This window comes from Anaeromyxobacter sp. SG17 (genome assembly GCF_022690695.1).
GTDB classification, from domain to species: Bacteria; Myxococcota; Myxococcia; order Myxococcales; family Anaeromyxobacteraceae; genus Anaeromyxobacter; species Anaeromyxobacter soli.
Map to the genome: position 1 here is coordinate 1 of NZ_JALCYX010000068.1, position 22,953 is coordinate 22,953.

At 74.1% G+C, this 22,953-nt stretch carries 25 protein-coding genes, 1 tRNA gene and 1 pseudogene; 10 read left to right on the plus strand and 17 right to left on the minus strand.

Annotated elements, in window-relative coordinates; translation table 11 throughout:
- The 3 genes from MNY60_RS18980 to MNY60_RS18990 form a co-directional block, all read left to right on the plus strand.
- Positions 1-1,713 (plus strand): DUF4388 domain-containing protein (locus MNY60_RS18980; protein WP_242361454.1); only part of this gene is annotated, 1,713 nt, incomplete at its 5' end.
- Positions 1,714-1,785: 72 nt separating this feature from the next.
- Complete coding sequence (def, locus tag MNY60_RS18985; protein WP_242340330.1) at positions 1,786-2,343, plus strand: peptide deformylase; 558 nt, start codon at positions 1,786-1,788, stop codon at positions 2,341-2,343.
- A 247-nt stretch (positions 2,344-2,590) separates the two neighbouring features.
- Positions 2,591-2,812, plus strand: a complete 222-nt coding sequence (locus MNY60_RS18990) for an anti-sigma factor (protein WP_242340331.1) — start codon at positions 2,591-2,593, stop codon at positions 2,810-2,812.
- Between the two features lie 12 nt (positions 2,813-2,824).
- On the opposite strand, the gene MNY60_RS18995 is transcribed toward MNY60_RS18990, so the two are convergent.
- Positions 2,825-3,175 carry a rhodanese-like domain-containing protein gene (locus tag MNY60_RS18995; RefSeq protein ID WP_255821495.1) on the minus strand — a complete coding sequence of 117 codons (351 nt, stop codon included), beginning with the start codon at positions 3,173-3,175 and terminating at the stop codon, positions 2,825-2,827.
- A gap of 126 nt (positions 3,176-3,301) precedes the next feature.
- Between MNY60_RS18995 and MNY60_RS19000 the strand changes: the two genes are divergently transcribed.
- The gene (locus MNY60_RS19000; protein ID WP_242340332.1) at positions 3,302-4,669 is read left to right on the plus strand and encodes an FAD-dependent oxidoreductase; all 1,368 of its coding nucleotides are present in this window, start codon (positions 3,302-3,304) and stop codon (positions 4,667-4,669) included.
- 54 nt (positions 4,670-4,723) lie between these two features.
- On the opposite strand, the gene MNY60_RS19005 is transcribed toward MNY60_RS19000, so the two are convergent.
- From MNY60_RS19005 to hisD, 14 genes and pseudogenes are all read right to left on the minus strand, one after another.
- Positions 4,724-5,485 (minus strand): ribonuclease HI family protein, encoded by a 762-nt coding sequence (locus MNY60_RS19005; RefSeq protein WP_242340333.1) that lies wholly within the window; start codon positions 5,483-5,485, stop codon positions 4,724-4,726.
- 8 nt (positions 5,486-5,493) lie between these two features.
- Complete coding sequence (locus MNY60_RS19010) at positions 5,494-6,228, minus strand: zinc ribbon domain-containing protein (RefSeq protein WP_242361457.1); 735 nt, start codon at positions 6,226-6,228, stop codon at positions 5,494-5,496.
- A 27-nt stretch (positions 6,229-6,255) separates the two neighbouring features.
- Positions 6,256-6,328 (minus strand) — tRNA-Ile (locus tag MNY60_RS19015).
- Between the two features lie 38 nt (positions 6,329-6,366).
- Positions 6,367-8,826: an RNA polymerase sigma factor RpoD gene (rpoD, locus tag MNY60_RS19020; protein WP_242340335.1), complete on the minus strand. Its 2,460-nt coding sequence runs from the start codon at positions 8,824-8,826 to the stop codon at positions 6,367-6,369.
- Entirely contained in the window at positions 8,823-10,697 is a 1,875-nt protein-coding gene (dnaG, locus tag MNY60_RS19025) for a DNA primase (protein ID WP_242340336.1), read from the minus strand. Before dnaG ends, rpoD begins: the two co-directional genes overlap by 4 nt.
- A 51-nt stretch (positions 10,698-10,748) precedes the next feature.
- Positions 10,749-11,198, minus strand: a complete 450-nt coding sequence (locus MNY60_RS19030; RefSeq protein WP_242340337.1) for a GatB/YqeY domain-containing protein — start codon at positions 11,196-11,198, stop codon at positions 10,749-10,751.
- A gap of 20 nt (positions 11,199-11,218) precedes the next feature.
- Complete coding sequence (gene rpsU / locus MNY60_RS19035; RefSeq protein WP_242340338.1) at positions 11,219-11,413, minus strand: 30S ribosomal protein S21; 195 nt, start codon at positions 11,411-11,413, stop codon at positions 11,219-11,221.
- A gap of 132 nt (positions 11,414-11,545) precedes the next feature.
- On the minus strand, positions 11,546-11,887 hold the full coding sequence (gene hisE, locus MNY60_RS19040) for a phosphoribosyl-ATP diphosphatase (protein WP_242340339.1): 342 nt from the start codon (positions 11,885-11,887) through the stop codon (positions 11,546-11,548).
- Positions 11,888-11,940: 53 nt separating this feature from the next.
- Positions 11,941-12,249 (minus strand): annotated as a pseudogene (locus MNY60_RS19045) (phosphoribosyl-AMP cyclohydrolase); the annotation flags it as partial.
- Entirely contained in the window at positions 12,246-13,007 is a 762-nt protein-coding gene (gene hisF, locus MNY60_RS19050) for an imidazole glycerol phosphate synthase subunit HisF (protein WP_242340340.1), read from the minus strand. The pseudogene MNY60_RS19045 and the gene hisF, both read right to left, overlap by 4 nt.
- A gap of 9 nt (positions 13,008-13,016) precedes the next feature.
- The gene (gene hisA, locus MNY60_RS19055) at positions 13,017-13,733 is read right to left on the minus strand and encodes a 1-(5-phosphoribosyl)-5-[(5-phosphoribosylamino)methylideneamino]imidazole-4-carboxamide isomerase (protein ID WP_242340341.1); all 717 of its coding nucleotides are present in this window, start codon (positions 13,731-13,733) and stop codon (positions 13,017-13,019) included.
- 9 nt (positions 13,734-13,742) lie between these two features.
- Complete coding sequence (gene hisH / locus MNY60_RS19060; RefSeq protein ID WP_242356206.1) at positions 13,743-14,357, minus strand: imidazole glycerol phosphate synthase subunit HisH; 615 nt, start codon at positions 14,355-14,357, stop codon at positions 13,743-13,745.
- On the minus strand, positions 14,354-14,971 hold the full coding sequence (gene hisB / locus MNY60_RS19065; protein ID WP_242340343.1) for an imidazoleglycerol-phosphate dehydratase HisB: 618 nt from the start codon (positions 14,969-14,971) through the stop codon (positions 14,354-14,356). Before hisB ends, hisH begins: the two co-directional genes overlap by 4 nt.
- On the minus strand, positions 14,968-16,377 hold the full coding sequence (gene hisD / locus MNY60_RS19070) for a histidinol dehydrogenase (protein WP_242340344.1): 1,410 nt from the start codon (positions 16,375-16,377) through the stop codon (positions 14,968-14,970). Before hisD ends, hisB begins: the two co-directional genes overlap by 4 nt.
- Before the next feature lie 98 nt (positions 16,378-16,475).
- Here hisD and MNY60_RS19075 point away from each other — a divergent pair, with 98 nt between their 5' ends.
- The gene (locus tag MNY60_RS19075; protein ID WP_242340345.1) at positions 16,476-17,594 is read left to right on the plus strand and encodes a VIT1/CCC1 family protein; all 1,119 of its coding nucleotides are present in this window, start codon (positions 16,476-16,478) and stop codon (positions 17,592-17,594) included.
- Positions 17,595-17,633: 39 nt separating this feature from the next.
- Here the strand turns inward: MNY60_RS19075 and MNY60_RS19080 are convergent, their stop codons facing one another.
- Entirely contained in the window at positions 17,634-18,314 is a 681-nt protein-coding gene (locus MNY60_RS19080; protein WP_242340346.1) for a hypothetical protein, read from the minus strand.
- A 132-nt stretch (positions 18,315-18,446) separates the two neighbouring features.
- Positions 18,447-19,760, minus strand: coding sequence for a flavohemoglobin expression-modulating QEGLA motif protein (locus MNY60_RS19085; RefSeq protein WP_242361460.1), 1,314 nt, complete (start codon positions 19,758-19,760; stop codon positions 18,447-18,449).
- Between the two features lie 144 nt (positions 19,761-19,904).
- Here MNY60_RS19085 and MNY60_RS19090 point away from each other — a divergent pair, with 144 nt between their 5' ends.
- From MNY60_RS19090 to MNY60_RS19110, 5 genes are all read left to right on the plus strand, one after another.
- Positions 19,905-20,327 (plus strand): hypothetical protein, encoded by a 423-nt coding sequence (locus tag MNY60_RS19090; protein ID WP_242340348.1) that lies wholly within the window; start codon positions 19,905-19,907, stop codon positions 20,325-20,327.
- A gap of 7 nt (positions 20,328-20,334) precedes the next feature.
- Positions 20,335-20,679: a hypothetical protein gene (locus MNY60_RS19095; RefSeq protein ID WP_242340349.1), complete on the plus strand. Its 345-nt coding sequence runs from the start codon at positions 20,335-20,337 to the stop codon at positions 20,677-20,679.
- An 11-nt stretch (positions 20,680-20,690) separates the two neighbouring features.
- A complete protein-coding gene (locus tag MNY60_RS19100; protein WP_242340350.1) occupies positions 20,691-21,410 on the plus strand; it encodes a secretion protein in 720 nt (239 codons plus the stop codon).
- Entirely contained in the window at positions 21,407-21,733 is a 327-nt protein-coding gene (locus MNY60_RS19105) for a hypothetical protein (RefSeq protein ID WP_242356211.1), read from the plus strand. Before MNY60_RS19100 ends, MNY60_RS19105 begins: the two co-directional genes overlap by 4 nt.
- 120 nt (positions 21,734-21,853) lie before the next feature.
- The gene (locus MNY60_RS19110; protein WP_242356213.1) at positions 21,854-22,834 is read left to right on the plus strand and encodes a FliM/FliN family flagellar motor switch protein; all 981 of its coding nucleotides are present in this window, start codon (positions 21,854-21,856) and stop codon (positions 22,832-22,834) included.
- Positions 22,835-22,953: the final 119 nt, after the last annotated feature.

The window sequence follows — 22,953 nt, forward strand, 5'->3', positions numbered from 1 at the left end:
GACGCCGAGCGGCGCGACGCCGAGGAGCGCGCGGCCGCGGAGGCCGCCCGCCGCGCCGAGACGGAGCGCCGGGACGCCGAGGAGCGCGCGCGCCGGGAGGCGGACCAGGAGGCCCGCCGCGCGCGAGACGCGGAGGAGAAGGCGGCGAGCGAGGCGGACGCTCGCCGGCGGCTCGAGGGCGAGCTCGAGCGGCTCCGGGTGCAGCTCGAGGAGGAGCGACGCGCCGCGGAGCAGCGCATCCAGAGCGTCATCGCGCGCGCCGCCGCCGAGGAGCAGGCCGCGGAGGAGCTCCGGCGCATCGCGGACGAGGAGGCGCGCGCCGAGGCCGAGGAGGCGGCGCGCAGGCGCGAGGCGGAGGAAGAGACGCTGCGCCGCGCGATCGAGAGCGCTCGCACCGAGATGGAGGACCTGCGCCGGCGCAGCGCCGAGGAGGCGCGGCGCAGGGAGGACGCGGAGGAGGAGCTCCGCCGGATCGCCGAGGAGGCCGCCCGCGAGCCGGAGGCGTTCCCGTTCCCCGACGAGGCTCTGGCCCCGTTCCGCGCCGCCCCCGCCACGTCGCCGTCCGACGACGCGGCGCGGCGGCGCGTGGCCGCCCTGCGCGGCCGCGAGCCCGCCGACGCGCCTGCGGCCGCGCCCCCGGAGTTCCTGGATCCGCCCGAGCCCGACGCCGCCACCCCCCGGCTTCCCCCGCCGCCGGCCGAGCTCCGCAGCGGGACCCTCGCCGACCTGCCCGCCCCGCGGCTCCTCGCGCTCGCGGCGCGCACGAAGGCGAGCGGCCGCATCGACGTCCAGGGCGAGGCGTCGCGCTCGATCCATCTCGAGGAGGGCCGCGTCGTCGGCGCGACGAGCGGCGATCCGTCCGACCGCATCGAGGAGCTGGCGCTCCGCTTCGGCCTCCTCACGCGCGACCAGCACCGCCAGATCGCGGCCGCCGCCGCGGCGCTTCCCTCGCGCCGGGCGGCGCTGCTCCTGCTCGAGCGCGGGTTCCTGAAGCCGACGGAGCTCACCTCGCTCGTGCGCCGCCGCGTCGAGGAGGTCGTGTTCGGCGTCTTCGCCGAGCCGGAGGCGCGGTTCCGCTGGGCCGCGGCGCACGTGCCGCCCGAGGAGCGCATCGCCCTCGAGCGCGGCCCGCTCGCGCTCGCCGTCGAGGGCGTTAGGCGCCGCTGGCTCGCCGCGCGCGTCGACGAGGTGCTCGGTGGCCCGGGCACCCTCCTCGTCCCCGCCGAGGGCGCGCCCGCGGTCGCGGACCTCGGCCTCTCGCCGGAGGAGCGGCGCGCCGTCTCGCTCGCCGACGGCCTCCGGACGCTCGACGAGATCGTCGCGGCGAGCCCGCTCGACGCGCTCTCGACCCGCCAGGTCCTCGCCGCCCTCGTCCTCGTGGAGGTGCTGCGCGTCCGGGTGCTGCAGGGGGGCCGCCCCGTGGCCGCGGCCACGGCGGCCATCGACGTGGCGCGGATCCGCGAGAAGCTCGATCAGGTGCGACGCGCCGACTACTTCACCATCCTCGGGCTCGGCCGCCTGTGCACCCCGCACGAGGTCCGGGAGGCGGCCGAACGCCTGTCCGCCGAGCTCGACGCCGCGCGGCACGCGGGCCTGCGCGGAGAGGGCCTCCCCGCCGTCCTCGACGAGATCCAGGGCGTCGTCACGGACGCCCGCGAGGTGCTCGCAGACGACCGGCTCCGCGCGGAGTACCTCGGCGGCCTGGGTGAATGAGCGCCGGGGAGGTGCGGCCGGCCCGCGCATGGATTAAGAAAGCGGCCGGACTCGTTGGAGTGACCTGACCTCATGGTGCGTGAAATCGTCATCTGGCCCGACCCGATCCTCAAGGAGGTCGCGAAGCCCGTCGATCGGGTGGACGACTCCATCCGCCGCCTGCTCGACGACATGGCCGAGACCATGTACGCCGCCGACGGCGTCGGCCTCGCCGCGCCGCAGATCGCGGTGCTGAAGCGCGTCATCGTCATCGACACCTCGCCGCGGCAGGAAGGGCAGAAGCTCCTCCACCTCGTGAACCCGGAGATCGTCCGCTACGAGGGGGAGACGACCTGGACCGAGGGGTGCCTGTCGATCCCCGGCGAGGCCGAGGACGTCGACCGCGCCGCGAAGGTCTGGGTGCGAGCGCTCGACTACCACGGCAAGCCGTTCGAGCTCGAGGCCGACGACCTGCTCGCCATCGCGCTCCAGCACGAGACCGACCACCTCCAGGGCACGCTGTTCGTGGACCACCTCTCGAGCCTGAAGCGCGAGCTCATCCGCAAGCGGATGAAGAAGCTCAAGACGCAGCGGGCCGAGGAGTCCGCCCGGGCAGTGAGGGACGCGCCCAAGCACGAGCGGGCACTTTAACGGGGGCTGCGCCCCCGCCCCGCCGAGCGAAGCTCGTCGGGGCCCCACCCCGGCTCGCCGGGTCCCGTGCGACGCCGCGGGCCCGGTCCCGGGCCGGGGGGGGTTCCCCCCCCCCGGCGGCGCCGCCCCGGCGGGCTCGCTTCGCTCGCCTGTTAGCGAATCATGATCGGCCGTTTAGCCCCCGCAGGGCCTGGCTCCAGGCCGCGGCGCGGGGCTCGTACGTGGCGAGTCACGGGAGGTGCCCGCCATGCTCTCCGGCACGCTCGCCCCGCTGCGCTGCGACGAGCTCTCAGAACGGCTCTCCGAGCTGATCGACGGAGAGCGCGATCCTGCCGTCCTGGTCCGCGTCAGGCTCCACGTCGCCCGCTGTCCCCCGTGCGCGCGGCTCGCGCTCGAGCTGCTCGCCACCGTCGAGGCGATGCACGGGCTCTCCCGGCTCGTACGCCCGCCGCCGAGCGCGCTTCATTAGGCCGCTCGGGCGTCAGCGGCGGGACTCGGGCAGCCGCGCCGCGCGCCACGCCAGCATGCCGCCCGCGAGCTGTACGGCGTCGAAGCCGCGCTCTCGCAGCAGGCGGACCGCGGGCGGGCTGCGGTGCGCGGACAGGCAGATCGCGACGACGGGGCGCGCGCGATCCAGCGCGAGCGCCTCCAGCCCCGAGACGAGCGCCGTGATGGGGACGTTCACGGCTCCGCGGATGTGCCCCGCCGCGAACTCCGCCGCCGAGCGGACGTCGAGGAGGTGCGGCGCAGGCTTCTTCGAGATCCGGTCGTTCAGCTCGTGCGCCGCGATCTCCGGGACGCGCCCGAAGGGAAACCACCAGGGGAGCTTCATGCCGCCATGAGAGCCGCGCCGTCGCGGGCGGGTTCGGCGGCCGCCATCCGCGGCCGCCATCCGGGCGAGGCTCGCCCTCCCGGCGAACCGGCGCGCGTGCCGGCTGGCTCGCACGGGGGAGGGGCCATGGCACGAATCGTGGTCATCGGCGGCGTCGCGGCGGGCATGAGCGCCGCGAGCCAGGCGAAGCGCCGCGCGCCGGAGGCGGAGGTCGTGGTGCTCGAGCGCGGACCCCACGTCTCCTACGGCGCGTGCGGCATGCCCTACAACCTCCTCGACCCGTCCCGGCCGATCGAGGACCTCGTGGTGATCACGCCGGAGCGCTTCCGCCGCGAGCGCGGGATCGACGTCCGCACCGGGCACGCGGCGACCGGGATCGACGTGGAGCGCCGCGTCGTGCACGGGCGCGACCTCGCGTCCGGTCGCCCCTACGAGCTCCACTACGACGCGCTCGTGATCGCGACCGGTGCGCGCGCCGTCCGGCCGCCGCTGCCGGGGATGGAGCTCCCCGGCGTGTTCGTGCTGCGCGAGCTCACCGACGGCGCCGCGATGAAGCGCTTCCTCGCGGAGGCCGCGCCGCGGCGCGCGGTGATCGTCGGCGCCGGGTACGTCGGCATGGAGATGGCGGAGGCGCTGCGCGCGCGGGGCCTCGAGGTCACGGTGCTCGAGAAGCTCGAAGAGCTGCTGCCCGGCTTCGCCCGCCCGCTGGTGGACGAGGTCGCGGCCGAGCTCGGGCGGCACGGGGTCGAGGCCCACACCGGCCTCGCGGTCCAGGAGATCCGGCGCGAGGGCCGAGGCCTCGTCGTGGCGACCGATCGCGGCGCGTTCCCGGCCGAGCTCGTGCTCGTCTCCGTCGGCGTGCGCCCGAACACCGCGCTCGCGCAGGCGGCGGGGATCGTCCTCGGCGCGAGCGGCGCGATCGCCGTCGACGACGCGCAACGGACGAGCGCGCCCGCGGTGTGGGCGGCGGGCGACTGCGCGGAGGCGCGGCACCTCGTCACCGCCCGCCCCGCGTGGATCCCGCTCGGGACGACCGCGAACAAGCAGGGCAAGGTGGCCGGCGCGAACGCCGCCGGCGCGGACGAGCGGTTCGGCGGGATCGTCGGGAGCGCTGCGTTCAAGGTCTTCGGGCTGGAGGTGGGGCGGACCGGGCTCGGCCCCGCGGACGCGAGCCGCTCGGGCCTCGACTTCGTCACCGCCACCTCGACGCACCGCAGCCGCGGTCACGCCTACCCCGGCGCGAGCACGCTCACCACGGTGCTCGTCGCGGAGCGCGGGTCCGGGCGGCTGCTGGGGGCCCAGCTGGTCGGCGCCGAGGGCGTCACGGGCCGCGTCGACGTGCTCGCGACGGCGCTCACCGCCCGGATGACGGTCTCCGACCTGGAGCAGCTCGATCTCGCCTACGCACCCCCGCTCGCTCCGGTGTACGACCCCATCCTCGTCGCGGCCGGCGTGACCGCGAAGGAGCTCGCGAAGGGCCGCCGGCCCTCCTGACGTCAGGGGCGCGCGAGGCCGCCGCCGTGGGGGCGGGAGGGTGCACCGCAGCGGCTACAGCCGCTCGTCGATGGCGCGATTCGACATCGCGTCCGCCTGCCCGTTCTCCTCGCGCGGGATGTGGCGGACCTGGATCCAGCTGAAGCCCTTGAGGAGCGCCTGCGCCTCGTCGTGGAGCGGCTTCAGGTGCTCGGCCTTCACGGCGTAGTCGCCGGCGAGCTGCTTCACGAGCAGCTCGGAGTCGGCGAACACCTCGAGCTCCTTGATGCCCATCGCCTTCGCGCGCCGGAGCCCGAGGATGAGCCCCATGTACTCGGCGACGTTGTTCGTGGACTCGCCGAGGAACTTGCCGACCTTCGCGACGATGTGCCCGTCGGGGCTCACGATCACGGCGCCGGCGCCGGCCGGGCCGGGGTTGCCGCGCGCCGCGCCGTCGGTGAAGAGCCGGGTGCGCTTCTCGCGCTCCTCGACCACGGCCGCCGCGGCCTGGGCCGCCTCGCGCTCCGCCTGAGCGGCGCGCTCGCGGCGGCGCTGCTCGCGCTCCGCCTTCGAGAGGTCCATCGCCTCGTCGAGCTCCGCGGCGGAGCGGGCCGCCGCCTTCTCGACGTCGGTCTGCTTGCGGACCTTGATGCCCTTCGAGCCGCCGGGGGCGGCGGCCTCTCGCGCCTTCTCCGCCTCCTCGATGCGATCGGCGGCGGCGTCGATGAGCTTGCCGAGGGTGTCGCGGTCGTACCCCGAGTAGCGCTGGAGCGTCCGGGGGAGCTGCTCGTTCGCGGCGATGAAGCGGAGGAGCTCGGCCAGGACGGACTTCGCCACGGGGCGCCCTAGGCCGGCGACGGCGCCGGCGGGTTCACCGCGTCGGCCGAGTAGATGATGCGGTGGCAGTTGGGGCAGGTCTCGATCGAGTTCGCCCGCTGCAGCGTGATGGCGAGCTGCGGGGGGATGTTCCGGTGGCAGCCCTTGCACGTCATGCCGACCACCGGCGCGACCGCGACGCCCGCCCGGCGCCGCTTGATGTTCTCGTACTTCGCGAGGAGGCCCGGGTCGACCTTCTTCGCGGCCTCGGCGCGGCGCGCGTCGAGCTCGCGGAGCTTCTCCTCGGCGGCCGCGGTGTGCTGGTCGAGCTCCTGCAGCTCGCCCTGCGCCGCGAGCTCACGCTCGGAGAGCGCGTCCGCCTTCGCGTCGAGCGTCTTGCGGATCTCGCCCGCCTGGGCGGTGAGCTCCTTCACGTGATCGCTCTGCGTCTCGTTCGACTTCTTCGCGATGTCGATCTCGCGGGACAGCGCGGCGTACTCGCGGGGCGTCTTGATCTCGCCGAGCCGGCCCTCCCACTTCTTGACCTTGTCGCGCTCCATCCCGAGGAGGCTGTCGAGCTGGCGCCGCTCGCGCTCGTTGCCCTCGAGGCGCAGCTTCTCGTCGTCGTAGGCCTTGCGGGCCTCGACGATCGCCGCCTCCACGGCCGTCCTCTTCGCGGGGATGGCGCCGAGCGCTCCCCGGACCTCGTTGGATTCGAGATCGATCTGCTGCAGCTCTTCCAGCGCCTTCAGCTTCTCACGCAACGACAAGGCTCTCGCTCCCTCGAATGATGGGCCCACCAGGATTCGAACCTGGATCGAATCGGTTATGAGCCGACCGCTCTGACCGTTGAGCTATGGGCCCAGGGTCCCAGCAGGCACCGTCTACCACATCACGACGACCTAGTTCTCCACGAAGCTCTTCAGCCGCTTGGAGCGGCTCGGGTGACGCAGCTTCCGGAGCGCCTTCGCCTCGATCTGGCGGATGCGCTCGCGGGTCACCTCGAAGTCCTGACCGACCTCCTCGAGCGTGTGATCGCTCTTCTCGCCGATGCCGAAGCGCATGCGCAGGACCTTCTCCTCGCGCGGCGTCAGCGTGGCGAGCACCTTCCGAGTCTGCTCGGCCAGGTTCATGTTGATGACCGCGTCGGACGGCGAGACGAGCGACTTGTCCTCGATGAAGTCCCCGAGGTGGCTGTCCTCCTCCTCGCCGATCGGCGTCTCCAGGCTGATGGGCTCCTTCGCGATCTTGAGGACCTTGCGGACCTTGTCGAGCGGGAGCTCCATCTTCTCCGCGATCTCCTCGGGCGTCGGCTCGCGGCCGAGCTCCTGCACGAGGTAGCGGCTCGTCCGGATGAGCTTGTTGATCGTCTCGATCATGTGGACCGGGATGCGGATCGTCCGCGCCTGGTCGGCGATGGCGCGCGTGATCGCCTGGCGGATCCACCACGTCGCGTAGGTCGAGAACTTGTAGCCGCGCTTGTACTCGAACTTGTCGACCGCCTTCATGAGGCCGATGTTGCCCTCCTGGATGAGATCCAGGAACTGCAGGCCGCGGTTCGTGTACTTCTTCGCGATCGACACGACGAGGCGCAGGTTCGCCTCGACGAGCTCGGTCTTCGCGCGCTCCGCCTTGTGCTCGCCGTCGCTGATCGTGCGGTAGGTGCGGCGGAGCTCGTCCACCGGGACCTCCGCCTCCTCCTGCACGCGCAGCATCTTGCGGTAGGCCGAGCGCACGGTGCGGTCGAGCTCCTCGACCTCCTCCGCCGAGCAGGCGAGCTTCTTCGCGAGCTTCTTGCGCGCGCCCTCGTCCTCGCGGGCCTCGCGCAGCAGGCGCCGGAGCTCGCGCACCGGCACGGACGTCGCGCGCTCGCAGTCGGCGAGCTCGCGCTCCGCCTCCTCCACGCGCTTGATGAAGCCCTTGAGGCGCAGGACGATCCGGTCGATCTGCTTCTTGTTGAGCTGGATCGCCTCGAGGTGCTCCATCATCTCGCCCTCGATCGCCTTGATCTCGGTGCGGAGCTCCTTGCGCTTCGGCTCGGACAGCTTCTTCGTCGCGAGCGTCTCCTTCACCTTCGCGACGTCGCCCTCGAGCTTGCGGATGAGGTCGATGTGCTTCAGCACGTGCTCGACCTTGCGCTCCTCCTCCTTCGGGATCTTCGGGCGCTCCGGCTCGGCGCCCTCGACCGGCGCGCCCTCGGCGACGGGGTCGGCGGCGACCTCGTCGCCCTCGACCTCGGCGCCGCCCTCGACCTCCGCCTCGAGCGACTCCTCCTCGCTCTCCTCCTCGCGCTCGGCCTGCTGCTCGTCGCCCGCGTCCTTGATGATCTCGCGGACCCGGATCTTGCCCTTGCGCAGCCGCTCGCCCAGCTCGAGGATCTCGCGGATCGCGATGCTCGACGAGAGCACCGCGGCGAGGATCTCCTTCTCGCCCTCCTCGATGCGCTTCGCGATCTCGACCTCGCCCTCGCGCGTGAGGAGCGACACCGACCCCATCTTCCGCAGGTACATGCGGACCGGGTCGTTCGACTTGCCGTAGCCGGCGTCCTCGTCCGGATCCTTCTCCTCCTCGACCTCCGCCTTGCCCTCGGGCTCCGGCGGCTTGTCGGGGAGCTTCATCTTCTTCTCGGCGCCGTCCACGACCTCGATGTCGTGCTCGCCGAACATCGACATGACGTCGTCGATCTGCTCGGAGCCGATGTCGGACGGGAGGGCGTCGTTCACCTCGTCGTAGGTGAGGAAGCCCTTCTCGCGGCCGCGCGCCATGAGCGCCTTCACCTCGGACCGCTCGGTGATGTCGCTCATGTCGTCCTGCGGCAGATCCTCGTCGAGGTCGTCGTCGTCGGCGGCGGCCTCGGCCTCCTCGCCCTCCTCCAGCCCGTCGGCCTCCGCCTCGTCGAACGGCACCGCGGCCTTCCGGAGCTTCGGCCCCTTGGTCTTGGGCGCGGGGCCGGCCTCGACGGCCGCGGCCGCGTCGAGCTTCTTCTTCGGGGCCTTCTCGGCCTTCTCCGCCTTCTCGGGGGGGCGCGCCGCGACCTTGTCGGCCCGCTGCGGGGGCGCCGCCTTCTCGGCCTTGCGCGCGTGCGCCGCCTTCTCGGCCTTCGCCGGGGGACGGGCAGCCTTCGCCGCCGGCTTCGCGGCGGGCTTGGCCTTCACGGCCTTCGCGAGCCGCTCCTTCTCCCGCGGCGACGGCTTCGCCTTCGTACGGGCGACAGCCTTCTTGAGCGGCTTCTTCGCGGCCTTCGTGGTCATGTGCTTCGGCTCCTTCAACGGCTCGGCTGCTCGAGGTGGCGCTTCCTTAACGTGCCTGGGGCGGGCGAGCCCGGCGAACTTCCCTAGAATGCTCCGCAGCTTGCGTTTCATCCGCTGCGCTCCAGCGACTGCAGCCGGCGCTGCAGGTCCCGCTTCTGGTTGACGAGCCGCTGGTAGCGGGTCGAGAGGTCGTCGACGGAGGCGCTCCCCGCCCTGGCGACCCGCTTCTCCGCCTCACCCATCTCCAACCCCAGCCGCTCCAGCTTCGATTTCACCGCCGCCTTCCGCAGCTCGGTCACGGCGCCCTCCACCGGAGGCCGCGCCGGCCCGACGATGTCCCGGACGCGCCGGAACGCGTCCTCGTCCCCCGCTGCGCGCACACGCGCCAGCGCCGCGTCGAGCGGCATCGGCTCGCGGATGAGATCCCGCGCGAGCTCGGCGAGGGGCCCTGGGGGCATGAGCCCGGGCAGCCCCTCCTCCTCCGCGACACCGGCCAGCTCGGCCGGAAACGCCACCAGCAGCCCCAGGGCGTCGGCGGCGGGCCCCGGAAGGAGCAGCTTCACCCGGCTCGTCGGGGCCGTCCTCGCGGGGGGCCTCGGCGGCACGGGCGCCGCTTCCGGGCGGGCGGGCGCTTGCCTCCTCGGCTGCTCCCCCTCGAGCTCGGCCCGGAGCGCGCCCAGGTCGAGGTCGAGCCGCTTCGCGATCGCGTCCTCGAAGACAGAACGCGCGAGACCCTCCGGCATCATCCGCACGAATGGCGTGAGCTCGCGGACGGCGGCGAGCTTCGCCTCCAGGGCGGCGTCCCGCGGGGCGCCCCCGCACGCCCGCTCGACGGCCCTGTCGATGAGGTGCTCGGAGAGCGGCGTCGCCTTGGCGAGCAGCGCCTCCATCCCCGCCCGCCCGTGGGCGCGCGCGTACTCGTCCGGATCGGTCTTGCCGCCCTGCGACGGCAGGAGGGCGACCTTGCCCGAGACGCCCGCCGGGAAGAGCGCCGCCGCCGCCTTGGCGGGGGCGGCGAGGCCGGCGACGTCGCCGTCGAAGAGGATCGTCACCTCGCGGCAGTCGCACCGACCGAGCAGCTCGACGTGCTCCGCCGTCAGCGCCGTGCCGCAGACCGCCACCGCGTTCGCGATCCCCGCCTGGTGGAGCCCGATCACGTCGAAGTAGCCCTCGACCAGCACGGCGGTGCGCGTCTTGCGGATGCTCTCGCGCGCGAGCTCCAGCCCGTAGAGGACCTTCGACTTCTTGTAGAGGGGGGTCTCCGGCGTGTTGATGTACTTCGCCCCGGCCTTGTCGGAGGCCTCGCCGGGCATGACGCGGCCGCCGAAGCCGATGACCTGCCCGTCCATGCCGGCGATGGGGAACATGAGGCGGTTGCGGAACCGGTCGTAGGCCCCACCCTTCTCCTTCTCGACGAGCAGCCCGGCGCGCAGGAGCGCGTCGGGGCCGATGCCCTTCTCCGCGACCCGCGGCACGAGGTCGCCCCAGCCGTCCGCGGAGATCCCGATCCGGAACCGCCGGATCGCCTCCTCGCCGATGCCGCGCTCCTCGAGGTAGCGCCGCGCCTGCGCGCCGAACCGGCTCTGCAGGCGCGCAGCCCAGTAGCGAGCGGCCGCGTCGCACGCCGCGAGCACCTCGTTGCGCTCCTTGCGGCGCCGCCGGGCCTCGGCGCTGTCCTCCTCCGCCGCCTCGGGGATCTCGACGCCCACCTCCTGCGCGAGCGCCTTCACCACCTCGGGGAACTCCTTGCCCTCGAGCCGCTGCAAGAAAGAGAACACGTCGCCGTACGCGCCACAGCCATAGCACTTGAAGTGCTTGTCCTCCGGGTAGACGTGGAAGCTCGGCGTGCGCTCCCCGTGGAAGACGCAGCAGCCCTTCCACGTCCGTCCGGACCTCTTGAGCTCCACGTGGCGGCCGATCACCGCCACGACGTCGACGCGATCCCGGACCTGCTCGATGAGCGCCTCGGGGATCAGGAGCATCCTCTTCGATGCGGATGCGCGCCCGTCCGCGCACCCGGCGGAACGTGAGCGCTACTTCGCGGCGAGGCGCGCCTTCACCATGTCGCTGACCGTCTTCCCCTCCGCCCGCCCCTGGACCTCCGGCAGGAGGGCCTTCATCACCGCCCCCATGTCCTTCGGCCCCTGCGCCCCCGTCTTCTGGATCGCGGCGTCCACCTTCGCGCGCAGCTCGTCCTCGCCGAGCTGTGCGGGCAGGTAGCCCTGGAGGACGAGGATCTCGGCCTCCTCCTTGTCCGCGAGGTCCGCGCGGTTGCCGGCGCGGTACTGCTCGACCGAGTCGCGGCGCCGCTTGATCTCGGTGGCGATGACGGCCAGCACGCCCGCGTCGTCGAGCGGCTTCATCACCTCGATCTCGCGGTACTTGATGGCGCTCTTCAGCATCCGGATCACGCTGAGCTTCGGCGCGTCCTTGTCCCGCATCGCGGCCTTCATGTCCGCGTCGAGCGTCTCCTTGAGCGCCATCGTCGACCCCTCCCGAGCGACTAGAAGGTCTTGCGCATCTTCTTCATCGCGCGCTTCTTGGCGGCGAGGGCCTTCTTCTTGCGCTTCACGGACGGCTTCTCGTAGTGCTCGCGCTTGCGGATCTCCGAGAGGATCCCCGCCTTCTCGCACTGCTTCTTGAAGCGCTTCATCGCATTCTCGAAGGACTCGCCGTCCTTGACGCGCACGCCGGTCATCCAGTTCGTCTCCGCTCTCTGTTTACTTCGATCTCGGGTTTACCGCCGAAACGCAAAACGAGCCGGGCACCCTCGGACGCCCGGCCCTCCGTGCGGCTGAGGGGCGGCTATTAGACGAAATCCTCACCCCTGTCAAGGGGTTCCGCCCCCGCCGGCCTTCTGCCGGCGAGGCCCGCCGTGGCGCCGCTCGAGCACCGCGTACACCTCCGCAGGCGTCACGTCCGCCGCCGAGAGGAGCACGTAGAGGTGATACAGCAGATCGGCCGCCTCATGGGCGACGTGGTCCTTCGTGTCCCGGCCGGCCTCGAGCGCCTGGTGGGCCTCGTTCACCTCGTACGCTTCCTCGATGATCTTCCGGCGGATGCGGGACGGGTTCGAGAGGAGCTGCCGGGTGTAGCTCTCGGTCGCGCCGAGGTCGGCCTTGCGCGACTCGATGGTCGCCCAGAGCTGGGCGAGGAAGCGTTCGTCTGCCATGGGATCTCCAGTATCTCCGAGAAGCAGCTCCGGGCGCCGGTGTGGCACGCGGGCCCGGTCTGCCGGACCACGTAGAGGACGGTGTCCCCGTCGCAGTCGAGCGCCATCGACCGGGTCTCCTGCACGTGGCCGCTCGTGTCGCCCTTCACCCAGATGGACTGCCGGCTTCGAGACCAGTACGTCGCCCGCCCGGTGCGAGCCGTGGCGAGCAGCGCCTCGCGGTTCGCCCAGGCGACCATGAGGACCGTCCCGTCCTCCTCCTGAGCGACCACCGGCACGAGCCCGCGATCGTCGAACTTCACCCGCCCGAGGAGCGCCTCGAGCGCGGCCGGGTCCGCGACGGGCGCCACGGGCCGCGTCACGGACGCACCTCGATGCCGCGCTCGCGCAGGTACGCCTTGGCTTCCTGCACGGTGTGCTGCCCGTCGTGGAAGATCGACGCGGCGAGCGCGGCGTCGGCGATCCGCAAACCCTCGGCGAGGTGCTCGAGGGTGCCGACGCCCCCGGAGGCGATCACCGGGATGGTCACCGCCTCGCACACGCGCTCGAGGAGCTCGAGGTCGTAGCCCGCCCGCGTCCCGTCCCGGTCCATGCTGGTGAGGAGCAGCTCTCCCGCCCCGCGCCGCGCGACCTCGCGCGCCCAGGCGACGCCCTCGAGCCCGGTCGGACGGCTCCCGCCCGCCACGTAGACCTCCCACTCCTGCGGCGAGGTGTGGGGCCGGCGCTTCACGTCGATGGCGACCACGAGCGCCTGCGCGCCCGCGATGCGCGACAGCCGGTCGACGAGCGACGGGTCCTTCACCGCCGCCGAGTTCACGGAGACCTTGTCCGCCCCGGCGTGGAGGAGCGCGACGAACTCCTCCTCGCTCCGCACGCCGCCGCCGACGGTGAGCGGCGCGAACACGCGCGCGGCGGTGCGGGTGACGAGGTCGAGCAGCGTCCCGCGGTTCTCCTGGGTGGCGGCGATGTCGAGGTAGGTGACCTCGTCGGCGCCCTGCGCGTCGTAGCGCTGCGCCGCCTCGACCGGGTCGCCGGCGTCGCGGAGGTTCTCGAACTTGACGCCCTTCACGACGCGGCCGCCCTTCACGTCGAGGCAGGGGATGATGCGCTTCGCGGGCATGTCCGGATCCTAGGAGACCGCCGCGGCGATCGCCGCCGCGAGATCGATGCGGCGCTCGTAGAGCGCCTTGCCGACGATGACGCCCGCGAGGCCGGCCGCGCGGCACGCCTCGACGTCCGCGAGGCTCGCGACGCCGCCCGAGGCGACCACCGGGATCCCTGCCTCCGCCTGGATGCGCGCCGCGCCGGCCGCGTCGACGCCGGTGAACATCCCGTCCCGCGCGACGTCGGTGTACTCCACGAGGCCGACCCCCGCCGCCTTCACGCGGCGCGCGACGTCCACCGCGGAGAGCCCCGTCCCCTCGAGCCAGCCGGCGATCTTCACCTCGCCGTTCCGGGCGTCGATCCCGGTGCGCACCCTGCCCGGGAACCGCTGGCAGGCCTGCTCGACGAGCCCGAGCCGCTCGACCGCCGCGGTCCCGAGCACCACGTAGCGGACGCCGAGCGCGAGCACCTTCTCGATGTCGGGGAGCGACCGGAGGCCGCCGCCGAGCTCCACCTCGAGCCCCGGCACCTCGCAGATGGCGCGCACCGCGTCGAGGTTGACCGGCCAGCCGGCCTTCGCGCCGTCGAGATCCACGACGTGGAGGAGCGTCGCCCCGGCGCTCGCGAACTCCGCCGCCTTGTCGGCGGGCCGCCGGGCGTAGACCGTCTTCGTCGCGAAGTCGCCCTTCTCGAGCCGGACGGCCTCGCCGTCCATGAGGTCGATCGCGGGGATGACGAGCATGGCGGGCTCCTAGATCGAGACGAACCGCTCGAGCAGCGCGAGCCCGACCTTCTGGCTCTTCTCGGGGTGGAACTGGACGGCGAAGAGGTTCTCGCGCGCGAGCGCCGCGCAGTAGGTCGTGCCGTGCGTGGCGACGAGGGCGACGCCGGGGGCGTCGGCCGGGGCCGCGTAGGAGTGGGCGAAGTAGACGTAGGCGCCGTCCATGGGCGCGAAGATCGCCGGGCGCGCGCCCACGAGGCGCACCGGCGACCAGCCGATGTGCGGCAGCTTCACGCCCTCCGGCAGGCGCCGGATGCGGCCCGGGATGATGCCGAGCCCCTTCGCCCCGCCCGCCTCCTCGCCCTCCTCGAACAAGAGCTGCAGCCCCACGCAGATGCCGAGCACCGGCGCGCCCCGGCCGATCGCCTCGCGCAGCGCGTCGGCGACCCCACTCTGCTGCATCGCCGCGGCGCACTCCGGCATCGAGCCCTGCCCCGGCACGACGACCCGATCCGCGCGCCGGACCAAGTCCGGATCGCGCGTCACGACGACCTCCGCGCCGACCTCGCGCAGCGCGTTCTCCACCGAGCGCAGGTTCCCCGCGCCGTAGTCGACGAGGGCGATCGTCCCGGGCGGCTTGCTCACAGCAGCCCCTTCGTGGACGGGAGCGCAGTTCCCTCGCGAGCGGTCGCAGCCCGGAGCGCGCGCGCGGTCGCCTTGAAGATCGCCTCCACCACGTGGTGCAGGTTCCGCCCGTAGCGCACGTTCACGTGCAGGCAGATGCGGGCGTGGTTCACGAGCGCCTGGAGGAAGTCCTGCGTCAGGTCCACGTCGTAGCCGCCGATGAACTTCTTCCCGGAGGGGAGCTTCGCGTTGAACGTGAGGTGCGGCCGGCCGGAGAGATCCACCACCACCTCGGCGAGCGCCTCGTCGAGCGGGACCACCGCGTGGCCGTAGCGGGCGAGGCCCGCCTTGTCGGCGGTCGCCTGCCGCAGCGCCTCGCCGAGCCCGATGCCGACGTCCTCGACGGTGTGGTGCGCGTCCACCTCGAGATCGCCCTTCGCCCGGATCGCGAGCGTCATCCCGCCGTGGCGCGCGATCTGGTCGAGCATGTGATCGAAGAACGGCAGCCCCGTGGCGATGCTCGACTCGCCCGGCGCGAGGGAGAGCTCGACCGCGACGTCCGTCTCCTTCGTCTTGCGCGCCACCTGGCCGCGCCGCGCGCTCGCCGCGCCGCTCCGTCCCCCCGAGCGCCTCACCGCGTCCTCCTCCCCGCCGCCGCGCGGGAACCCCGCTTCGCGGCGCCCGCGGGCCGCTTCGCCGTCCGCCGCGTGGCGCGCTCGCGCGCCGCCGGGGCCGCCTGCTTCCCGACCCGCACCGCCACCGCGCGCCAGTGGCCCTCGAGGCCCTCGGCCCTGGCGAGCGCCTCCACCGCGGGCGCGACCTTCGCGAGCGCGCGCGGCGAGAGCTCGAGGACGCTCATGCGGCGGCGGAACGTCGCGACCGAGAGCGGCGAGGCGAACCGGGCCGTCCCGGCGGTGGGCAGCACGTGGCTCGGGCCGGCGAGGTAGTCGCCCACGGCCTCGGGCGTGCTCGTCCCGACGAACACCGCGCCCGCGCGCGAGAGCTTCGAGACGAGCGCCGGGGCGTTCCGCGCGTGCAGGGCGAGGTGCTCCGGCGCGAACGCGTCGGCGAGCCGCACCGCCTCGGCGAGATCCTTCGTCACCACGGCGGCGCCGCGGTCGTCGAGCGACCGCCGCGCGATCTCCCGGCGCGGCAGATCGGCGAGCTGCCGGGTGAGCTCCGCGAGCGTCGCCTCGGCGAGCCGCGCCGAGGGGGTGACGAGGACCGACACCGCCCGCGCGTCGTGCTCGGCCTGGGCGATGAGGTCGCTCGCCACCTCGGCGGGATCGGCCGCGGCGTCGGCGAGGACCAGGATCTCGCTCGGTCCGGCGATCATGTCGATGTCGACCTGGCCGAACACGAGCCGCTTCGCCGCCGCCACGTAGGCGTTGCCCGGCCCGCAGATCTTGTCGACGGCCGGCATCGACGCGGTCCCGTACGCCATCGCCGCGACGGCCTGGGCGCCGCCGACCCGGTACAGGCGCGAGACGCCGGCGACGTGGCACGCGGCGAGCGTCCAGGCGTCCATCTCCCCGGTCCCCTTCACGCCGGGCGAGCAGACGTAGACGTCGCGCACACCGGCGACCCTCGCCGGGATGGCGGTCATGAGCACGGAGGACGGGTAGCGCGCGGTGCCGCCGGGCACGTAGAGCCCGGCGCGCGCGAGCGGCCGGACGACCTGCGCGAGCGTCGCGCCGATGGCGTCGCGGCGCGCCGGCACCTCCGCGTCGCGCTCGCGCCGGTGGAAGTCCGCGATCCGGCCCGCCGCGAGCTTGAGCGCCCGCCTCCCGTCCGCCGGCAGCCCCTCGAACGCCGCCCGGAACGCGTCCTTGCCGAGGACGAGCCCCTCCGGTCCGCCCGGCTCCCAGCCGTCGAAGCGCCGGGTGTACTCGAGCAGCGCGGCGTCGCCGCGGGCGCGGACGTCCTGCACGATGGCCAGCGCCGCCTCGCGGACGGGGGCCTCGTCCTCGTCCGAGCCGCGCGCGCAGACGCGCGCCCACGCTTCGGCGAACGACGGTTCACGGGTATCGAGCTTCTGCACGGCGCGTTCTCCGGGGGTCCATTTCTATAGACCACCCGCCCCGTCCGTGGCGAGCCTTCCGGGCCCGGGGGACCACGGCCCTGCTACATTCCGGCCCCATGACGGCCCCGCGCACCGATCTCTGGCTCCAGAACCTGCTCGACGAGCGCGACGGCGCCGCCCTGTACGAGGGGCTCGCGCGCCACGAGAAGGACCCCGCCCGCGCCCAGAGCTTCCGCGAGCTCGCGATCGCGGAGCGGCGGCACGCCGAGCTCTGGCTCCGGAAGCTCGAGCGCGAGGGGGTCGCGGTCCCGCCGGACCGGCCGAGCTCGCGCGTCCGCGCGCTCGTCTGGCTGGCGCGGCGCCTCGGCTCCGCGGCCGTGGTGCCGATGGTCCTGGAGACGGAGGCGGGCGACGCGGACAAGTACGATCGCCAGGGTGGAGAGGCACGCGCCATCGCCGAGGAGGAGCGCGCGCACCGCCAGGCGCTCGTGGGCATGAGCGAGGGCGCCCCCACGGACGCGCGGGAGATCATCGCCTCGCGCGAGCGCTGGCACCGCGCCGGACGCAGCGCCGGGTCGCTCCGCGCGGCCGTGTTCGGCATGAACGACGGGCTCGTCTCGAACCTCTCGCTCATCCTCGGCGTCGCCGGCGCCGGCGTCGCGCCCGGCACGGTGGTGATCACCGGGTTCGCCGGGCTCCTCGCCGGCGCCTTCTCGATGGCGGCCGGCGAGTTCACCTCCGTCGCGAGCCAGCGCGACCTGCTCCTCCGTCAGGTGGAGCTGGAGAAGCGCGAGATCGTCGAGGCGCCGGAGGAGGAGGCCGCGGAGCTCACCCTCATCTTCAAGCAGAAGGGGCTCTCCACGGAGCAGGCGAGCCGCACCGCCGCCGAGCTCCTCAAGAACCCCGACAGCGCCGCCGACACCCTCGTCCGCGAGGAGCTGGGGCTCGACCCCGAGGACCTCGGCTCCCCCATGCACGCCGCCGTCGCGTCGTTCGTCCTCTTCTCGCTGGGCGCGCTCGTCCCGGTGCTGCCCTTCCTCTTCACCACCGGCACGCCCGCGGTGGCGATCGCCTCCGCGCTCGCCGGCGGGCTCCTCGCCGCGGTGGGCGGGCTGCTCGGGTTCCTGTCCGGCACGAGCGTCTTCCGCTCCGCGGCGCGCATGGTCGGCCTCGCCGCGGTCGCGGCGGGCGTCACCTACGCGGTCGGGCGGCTCTTCGGCGCGACCGTGAGCTGAGCGGAACCCCGCCCGGAGCGCCGCCCGGCGCGGCGCTCGCTAGAACGCGATCCGGAGCTCGAGCCGCGGCGCGAGGACGACGTGGGCGCCCAGCGCGCTCCCGTTGCGGTCCGCCTGGCCGGTCGCGGTGCTGCTCACGCTCGCGTAGGAGGCGGTGACGAGGGGCGTCGCGATGCGGAGCGACAGCGAGCCGGTGAGCGTGCGGTCGAGCGCGATCCCGCCGCTGACGCCGACGAGCCGGGACCGGTAGGTCTCCTCGAGGTCGCCCCCGGCCGGCGAGGGCGTCGTCTCGCTCGCGCGCACGAAGCCGCCCTCGATCGCCCCGACGATCGAGAAGTCGACGGGGGCATCGCCAGGGGTCAGGACGCGGCGCACGCCGACCGAGGCGAACGCGCCCGTGACGGTCTGGTCCGTGGGCGAATAGGTCGAGCCGGACGGCGGATCCATCTCACGCCGGTCCCCGCCCCCCGCGAGGCCGAGGACGATCCAGGTGCGCTCGCCGGCGCGCCGCTCGAGGGAGGCGTTGACGCTCGGGATCGAGGCGTCGATCGACGTCACGTACGCGCCCGAGGGCAGGAGGATCGCCGAGATCGGGTTGCCGACGAGCGTCCAGCTGAGACCGCCGCCGAGCGACCACTCCGCTGGCGAGGCACCCTCGGCGAGGGAGAGGGTGGGTGTCAGCAGAGCGGCCAGGAACAAGGGGACGGCGAGTCGGCGCATGAGGAGGTCCATTCACGCGCAGCGTAGCAGAGCGCTGCCGCACGTCGAGCGAATCGTCACCGTGCGTCGAATCGCGCTGGGGCCACCTCGACCCGCACTGGCACCCTGCACTGCGGGCCGCCCCGCGCGCCGCTACTCCCCCTGGTCCCCCTCGTCCTCGCCCACCGTCCCTGCGCGCTCCTCGCTGTCCTCCCGGAGCGGCGGGGCGAGCTCCACCGCGGGCCGCCCCTCCTTCCGCCGCGCCGCGTAGTAGCGCGAAACGCTCGGCAGGCTGAACCGGTTCATGGTGACGCTGTGGGTCGCGAGCGCGTTCAGGCGATCGATGTCGATGAACCACTCCGGCAGGAAGACGGGCCCGACGCACAGCCCGTCCTCCGCGAGGTCACGGACGAGCTCGGCGTCGTCCACGCTCATCTTCCCCGCGAGGAACGCGCGCACGAGCTCCACGTCGCGCTGCTCGAGCGCGGCGCGGAGGAAGTTGAAGGTCCGGCAGTAGCCGCGCTGGTAGGCCGCGTCCTTGGTGAACGGGGCGCCGCCCTCGAGGATCCCGCCGCGGAACACGCGCTCGCTCATGAGCGCCGCCTTCTCGGGCGGGAAGCGCGCGAGCAGGTAGCGGTACACCTCGAGGAAGTCGGCCCCCCGCGCGGCCATGTCGATCGCGATGGTCCGCTCGCCGAGCTCGATGTAGCGCTCGTCGGTGATGTGCCCGGTGAGGAACTCCGCGACGATGCCGCCTCCCTCCTGCGACTCGGTGAACCGGGGGAGCCCCACCCCGAGCACCGTGAGCACCGGCTGGCGGAAGCCGTTCAGCGAGGTGAGCACGTGCCACAGCCCCTCGTGGTGGGCGAGCGCGTGGACCTGCCGCTCCGAGAACCGGGCGCCCGTCCTGAGCGTGATGCGCGTCGCGCCCGCCGCCGCGTTCGCGGTGAGCCGGGAGGTCACGACCGCGGACACGTTGCCACCGAGGAGCGGGGTGCAGAGCTCGACGATGCGTTTCGCGGCCTCCTCGGCCGAGTAGATCTGCTGCTCGTCGCGCGCCCGCGGCCGCGACGCCCACATGCGCGCGATGGCGAGGTTGTCGACGTTGTGGTCGGGGAAGCGATCGCGCGGGTCGCCGTAGACGCGGCGCGAGATCTCGTAGAAGCGCCGCGTCCCGCGAGCGGCGAGCATCTGCGCGAGCGCGATGAACTCGTCGCACTTCTTCCGCAGCAGGTCCTCGACCGGGTTCTTGCCGCGGATCTGCCTGCGGAGGGCGCGGAGCTCCCTCACCTTGTCCGCGGGGACGAAGCCGAGCGCCGGGTACTCGGGACGCGGCAGCTCCTTCGCGCCGTGCCGGAAGAACCGCTCGTGGACCTGCGCCGACCAGTTGATGGCGCGGAGGACGCGGATCGGGCGCTGGGCGTGGACGATCTGATCGCTCAGGCGGCGAAGGTACTCGCGCGACACGCGGGCGACCCTACCACGGCCGCGTCCGCGCGCCGGCCGCGAGGGGCCGTGCTGCGTCCCTCCCCGCGCGCCGCAAGGGCGAGCGCTCGCAGGAGATGCGGCGCGGCACGCCGGTTGCTCACCGCCCTGCCAGGAGGCCACCCCATGAACCCGATCCCGTCCATCCACGTCGCGAACACCACCGAGCGCAAGACCGAGCCGGACCGCTTCGGCGCGGCCCTCCGCACCGCCGCGGCCAGCGCGGCCCGCGGGGTCGCCGCGTCGGTCGAGCTCGCCGCGCCGTTCGTGCCCGGCGGCACCGTCGTCTCCGGGGCCCTGCGCTCCGCGGCCGGCACGCTCGCGAGCGGTGGCGCCACCGGCGGGGCGCACGTCGCGGAGACCGCCGGCGCCGAGGGGGACATCGTCGCCGCGACGCGCGCCCTGCAGCAGCAGTCCCAGAGCTTCAACCTCCAGTACCTGCAGCTGCAGGAGAACATGCAGCGCGAGAGCCGCGAGTTCGCCGCGCTCTCGAACGTCATGAAGGTGAAGCACGACAGCGCGAAGTCGGCGATCAACAACATCCACTGAGGCCGCCATGCCCATCGCGCCCGTGGGCGCTGCCGGCGCGGCCATCCGGCCCGCGCCGGTCAGGCCCGACAAGCCGAGCTTCTCCACGCTGCTAGAGCCGCGGGCGCCCGCGGCGAGCGCCCCACCCCCGCGACCGAGCCCGGCGCTCGCCGCGCTCGAGGGCGTGGAGCGCGCGCAGCGGCGCCTCGAGGGCGTCCTCGCCGCGGCGCGGCAGGGCAGGACCTTCAGCGCCCAGGAGCTCCTCGGCCTGCAGGCCGAGGCATACCGCGTGGTCCAGACCGTCGATCTCGCCTCGAAGCTCGTCGAGCAGGGCGCCCAGTCCGTGAAGCAGGCCCTCAACACCCAGGTCTGAAGGAGATCTCCATGCGACGTGCGCTCCCGCTCCTCGCCCTCGCCACGCTCCTCGCCGGCTGCGGGGACGACGAGCTCTTGCACGGCCTGGAGGAGGCCCAGGCGAACGAGATCCTCGTCGCACTGGACGAGGGCGGGCTGTCCGCGACGAAGGCGCGCGAGGAAGGCTCGGAGGGGCGGTGGACCGTCTCCGTGAGCGGGCGCGACGCGGCGCGGGCCCACCGGATCCTCGCCGAGCGGGAGCTGCCGAGGCCGCGCCCGGCGGGGTTCGGCGAGGTGTTCGGCAAGGGCTCGATGGTCCCGACCGCGACGGAGGAGCACGCGCTGTACCTGCACGCGCTCTCGGGTGAGCTCTCGCGCAGCGTGGAGAGCATCGACGGCGTCGTCGAGGCGCGGGTCCACCTCGGCCTGCCGCAGCCCGATCCTCTACGCCCCGGCGAGCGCCCACCGCCGCGGGGTGCGGTCCTCGTCAAGTGCCGGCCTGCGGCCTGCGCCTCGGTGCGAGCCCTGGAGCCCGGGATCCGCGCGCTCGTCGCGGGCGCGGCCGACGGGCTCGAGCCGTCGGCCATCTCGGTGGTGATCGCGCCCGGCGCCGAGGCACCTGCGCCCCCGGCGCCCCCGGCCCGTCGCTCACCGCTGCTCCTCGGGCTCGCCGCGCTGGCGGGGCTCGGCGGTGCGGCGCTCGCCGGCGTCGCCGTCTCCGGACGGCTCCGGGGCGGAGGAGCCCCGTGAACCCGGCGGACCGTCTCCTCGCGTCCCTCGCGGCCGCCTTCGCGCCCCAGCGCGCCGCCGCCCTGCTCGCCCGGCTCGGCTCCGCCGACCTCCGGGAGGTGCGCGCCCACGCGGAGCGGCTCGCGCCGGGCTCGCGGGCCGAGCGGCTCGCGGCGCTCGCGGCCGCGCTCGCAGCCGCTCACCGCGGCGCGCCCACCCCGCCCGCTCCGGCGGAGCGTCCGCGCGTCGCCGAGATCCTGCGCGCGGTCCGGCGGGGCCTGCCCGCGCCGACGGCCGCCCCTGCGCTGGCGAGGCTCTGCCGGGAGCGTCTCGGCTGCCTCTGAGCGGTCCGCGACTCGACCCGCCCGTTCGGGCCGCGGTCCGCCGCGGCCGGCCGGAGGGCGGAAAACGCCGTGATTCCGCGCCAGCTCGCGCTGGCATGGGCCGTGGACTGTCCGCGGTCCATGCCCTTTCCGTTCGAGCTGCCGTCCGTCTCACGCGGTCACGCCGAGCTGACCGTCGCCGCGCGCGCCCTCGGCGCGGAGGTCGCCACGGCGGCGGCGCGGACGCTCGGGTCCCTCCTCGGCTTCGATATCGCCGTCGGCGCGCGAGCGGTCCCCGGCCGTGCGCTCCCGCGCGGCGGCGTCGCGCGCGTGGGCCTCGACCTCCCCGCGCTCCCGGGGACGGCCGCCCTCGAGGTCGAGCCCGCTCTCGTCGTCGCGCTCGTCGACCGGCTCGCTGGGGGGATCGGCGAGACGTACGGCGCGACGACGCTCACCGGCGTCGAGGCCGCGGCGCTGGAGCTCTTCGCGCTCGCGGCGCTCGAGGGGGCCTGCGAGGTCTCGGGGGTCGAGGAGGCGCTGGCGCCGCGCCTGGGCCGCGCCGCGTCGGAGCCCGCCGCGGCGCTGGCCATCGAGCTCACGGTCACCGCCGGACACGTCTCCGGGCGCGCGCGGCTGCTGCTGCCGCCCGCCGCGCTCCGCGCGCTGCGCGGTGCGCCGGCCTGGGACGGCGCCGCCGCGGGGCTGCGGATGGTGGCCTCGCTGCGCGGCGGCGAGGCCGCGCTCGGGCGCGAGGAGCTCGCCGCGCTCGCGACCGGGGACGTCGTGGTGCTCGACGGCACGGCGGAGCCCAGGGCCCTGGTGCTCCCGGGCGGCGCGCGGCTCGCGGGACGTCTCGAGGATGGAGCCTTTCACGTGGAGGAGATCGACATGACGGATCGGATGGCGCAGCTCCCGGTGGTGCTCGAGGTCGAGCTCGCCCGGGTGGAGATTACCCTCGCCGAGCTCGCCCGGCTGGAGCCGGGAGCCACCCTGCCGCTCGCGCTCGACCGGCGCGGGATCGTGACCCTGCGCGCGGGGGAGCGCGCGCTGGGGCGGGGCGAGCTCGTGGACGTGGACGGCGCGATCGGCGTCCGGATCGTGAGCCTCGAGGTGGCGCCGTGATCGCCGCATTGCGCCTCGCGGCCGGGAGGTCTCGCCGGCTCGCGCTGCCCATCGCCGCGGCGGCGGCGGTCGCCGCGGCGCTCGCCTTCGCGCCCGGCGGGCTCGGTCCGGTCGCGGCC

Bases quoted from the DNA above. Each gene is read 5' to 3' on its own strand.
- rpsU (WP_242340338.1), bottom strand. From the start codon at position 11,413: ATGACCGGCGTGCGCGTCAAGGACGGCGAGTCCTTCGAGAATGCGATG.
- rpoD (WP_242340335.1), bottom strand. From the start codon at position 8,826: ATGAAACGCAAGCTGCGGAGCATTCTAGGGAAGTTCGCCGGGCTCGCC.
- hisE (WP_242340339.1), bottom strand. From the start codon at position 11,887: ATGGCAGACGAACGCTTCCTCGCCCAGCTCTGGGCGACCATCGAGTCG.
- MNY60_RS19100 (WP_242340350.1), top strand. From the start codon at position 20,691: ATGCGACGTGCGCTCCCGCTCCTCGCCCTCGCCACGCTCCTCGCCGGC.
- dnaG (WP_242340336.1), bottom strand. From the start codon at position 10,697: ATGCTCCTGATCCCCGAGGCGCTCATCGAGCAGGTCCGGGATCGCGTC.
- MNY60_RS19095 (WP_242340349.1), top strand. From the start codon at position 20,335: ATGCCCATCGCGCCCGTGGGCGCTGCCGGCGCGGCCATCCGGCCCGCG.
- MNY60_RS19030 (WP_242340337.1), bottom strand. From the start codon at position 11,198: ATGGCGCTCAAGGAGACGCTCGACGCGGACATGAAGGCCGCGATGCGG.
- MNY60_RS19000 (WP_242340332.1), top strand. From the start codon at position 3,302: ATGGCACGAATCGTGGTCATCGGCGGCGTCGCGGCGGGCATGAGCGCC.
- MNY60_RS18995 (WP_255821495.1), bottom strand. From the start codon at position 3,175: ATGAAGCTCCCCTGGTGGTTTCCCTTCGGGCGCGTCCCGGAGATCGCG.
- MNY60_RS19110 (WP_242356213.1), top strand. From the start codon at position 21,854: ATGCCCTTTCCGTTCGAGCTGCCGTCCGTCTCACGCGGTCACGCCGAG.
- MNY60_RS19075 (WP_242340345.1), top strand. From the start codon at position 16,476: ATGACGGCCCCGCGCACCGATCTCTGGCTCCAGAACCTGCTCGACGAG.
- hisA (WP_242340341.1), bottom strand. From the start codon at position 13,733: ATGCTCGTCATCCCCGCGATCGACCTCATGGACGGCGAGGCCGTCCGG.
- MNY60_RS18990 (WP_242340331.1), top strand. From the start codon at position 2,591: ATGCTCTCCGGCACGCTCGCCCCGCTGCGCTGCGACGAGCTCTCAGAA.
- def (WP_242340330.1), top strand. From the start codon at position 1,786: ATGGTGCGTGAAATCGTCATCTGGCCCGACCCGATCCTCAAGGAGGTC.
- hisF (WP_242340340.1), bottom strand. From the start codon at position 13,007: ATGCCCGCGAAGCGCATCATCCCCTGCCTCGACGTGAAGGGCGGCCGC.
- MNY60_RS19080 (WP_242340346.1), bottom strand. From the start codon at position 18,314: ATGCGCCGACTCGCCGTCCCCTTGTTCCTGGCCGCTCTGCTGACACCC.
- MNY60_RS19090 (WP_242340348.1), top strand. From the start codon at position 19,905: ATGAACCCGATCCCGTCCATCCACGTCGCGAACACCACCGAGCGCAAG.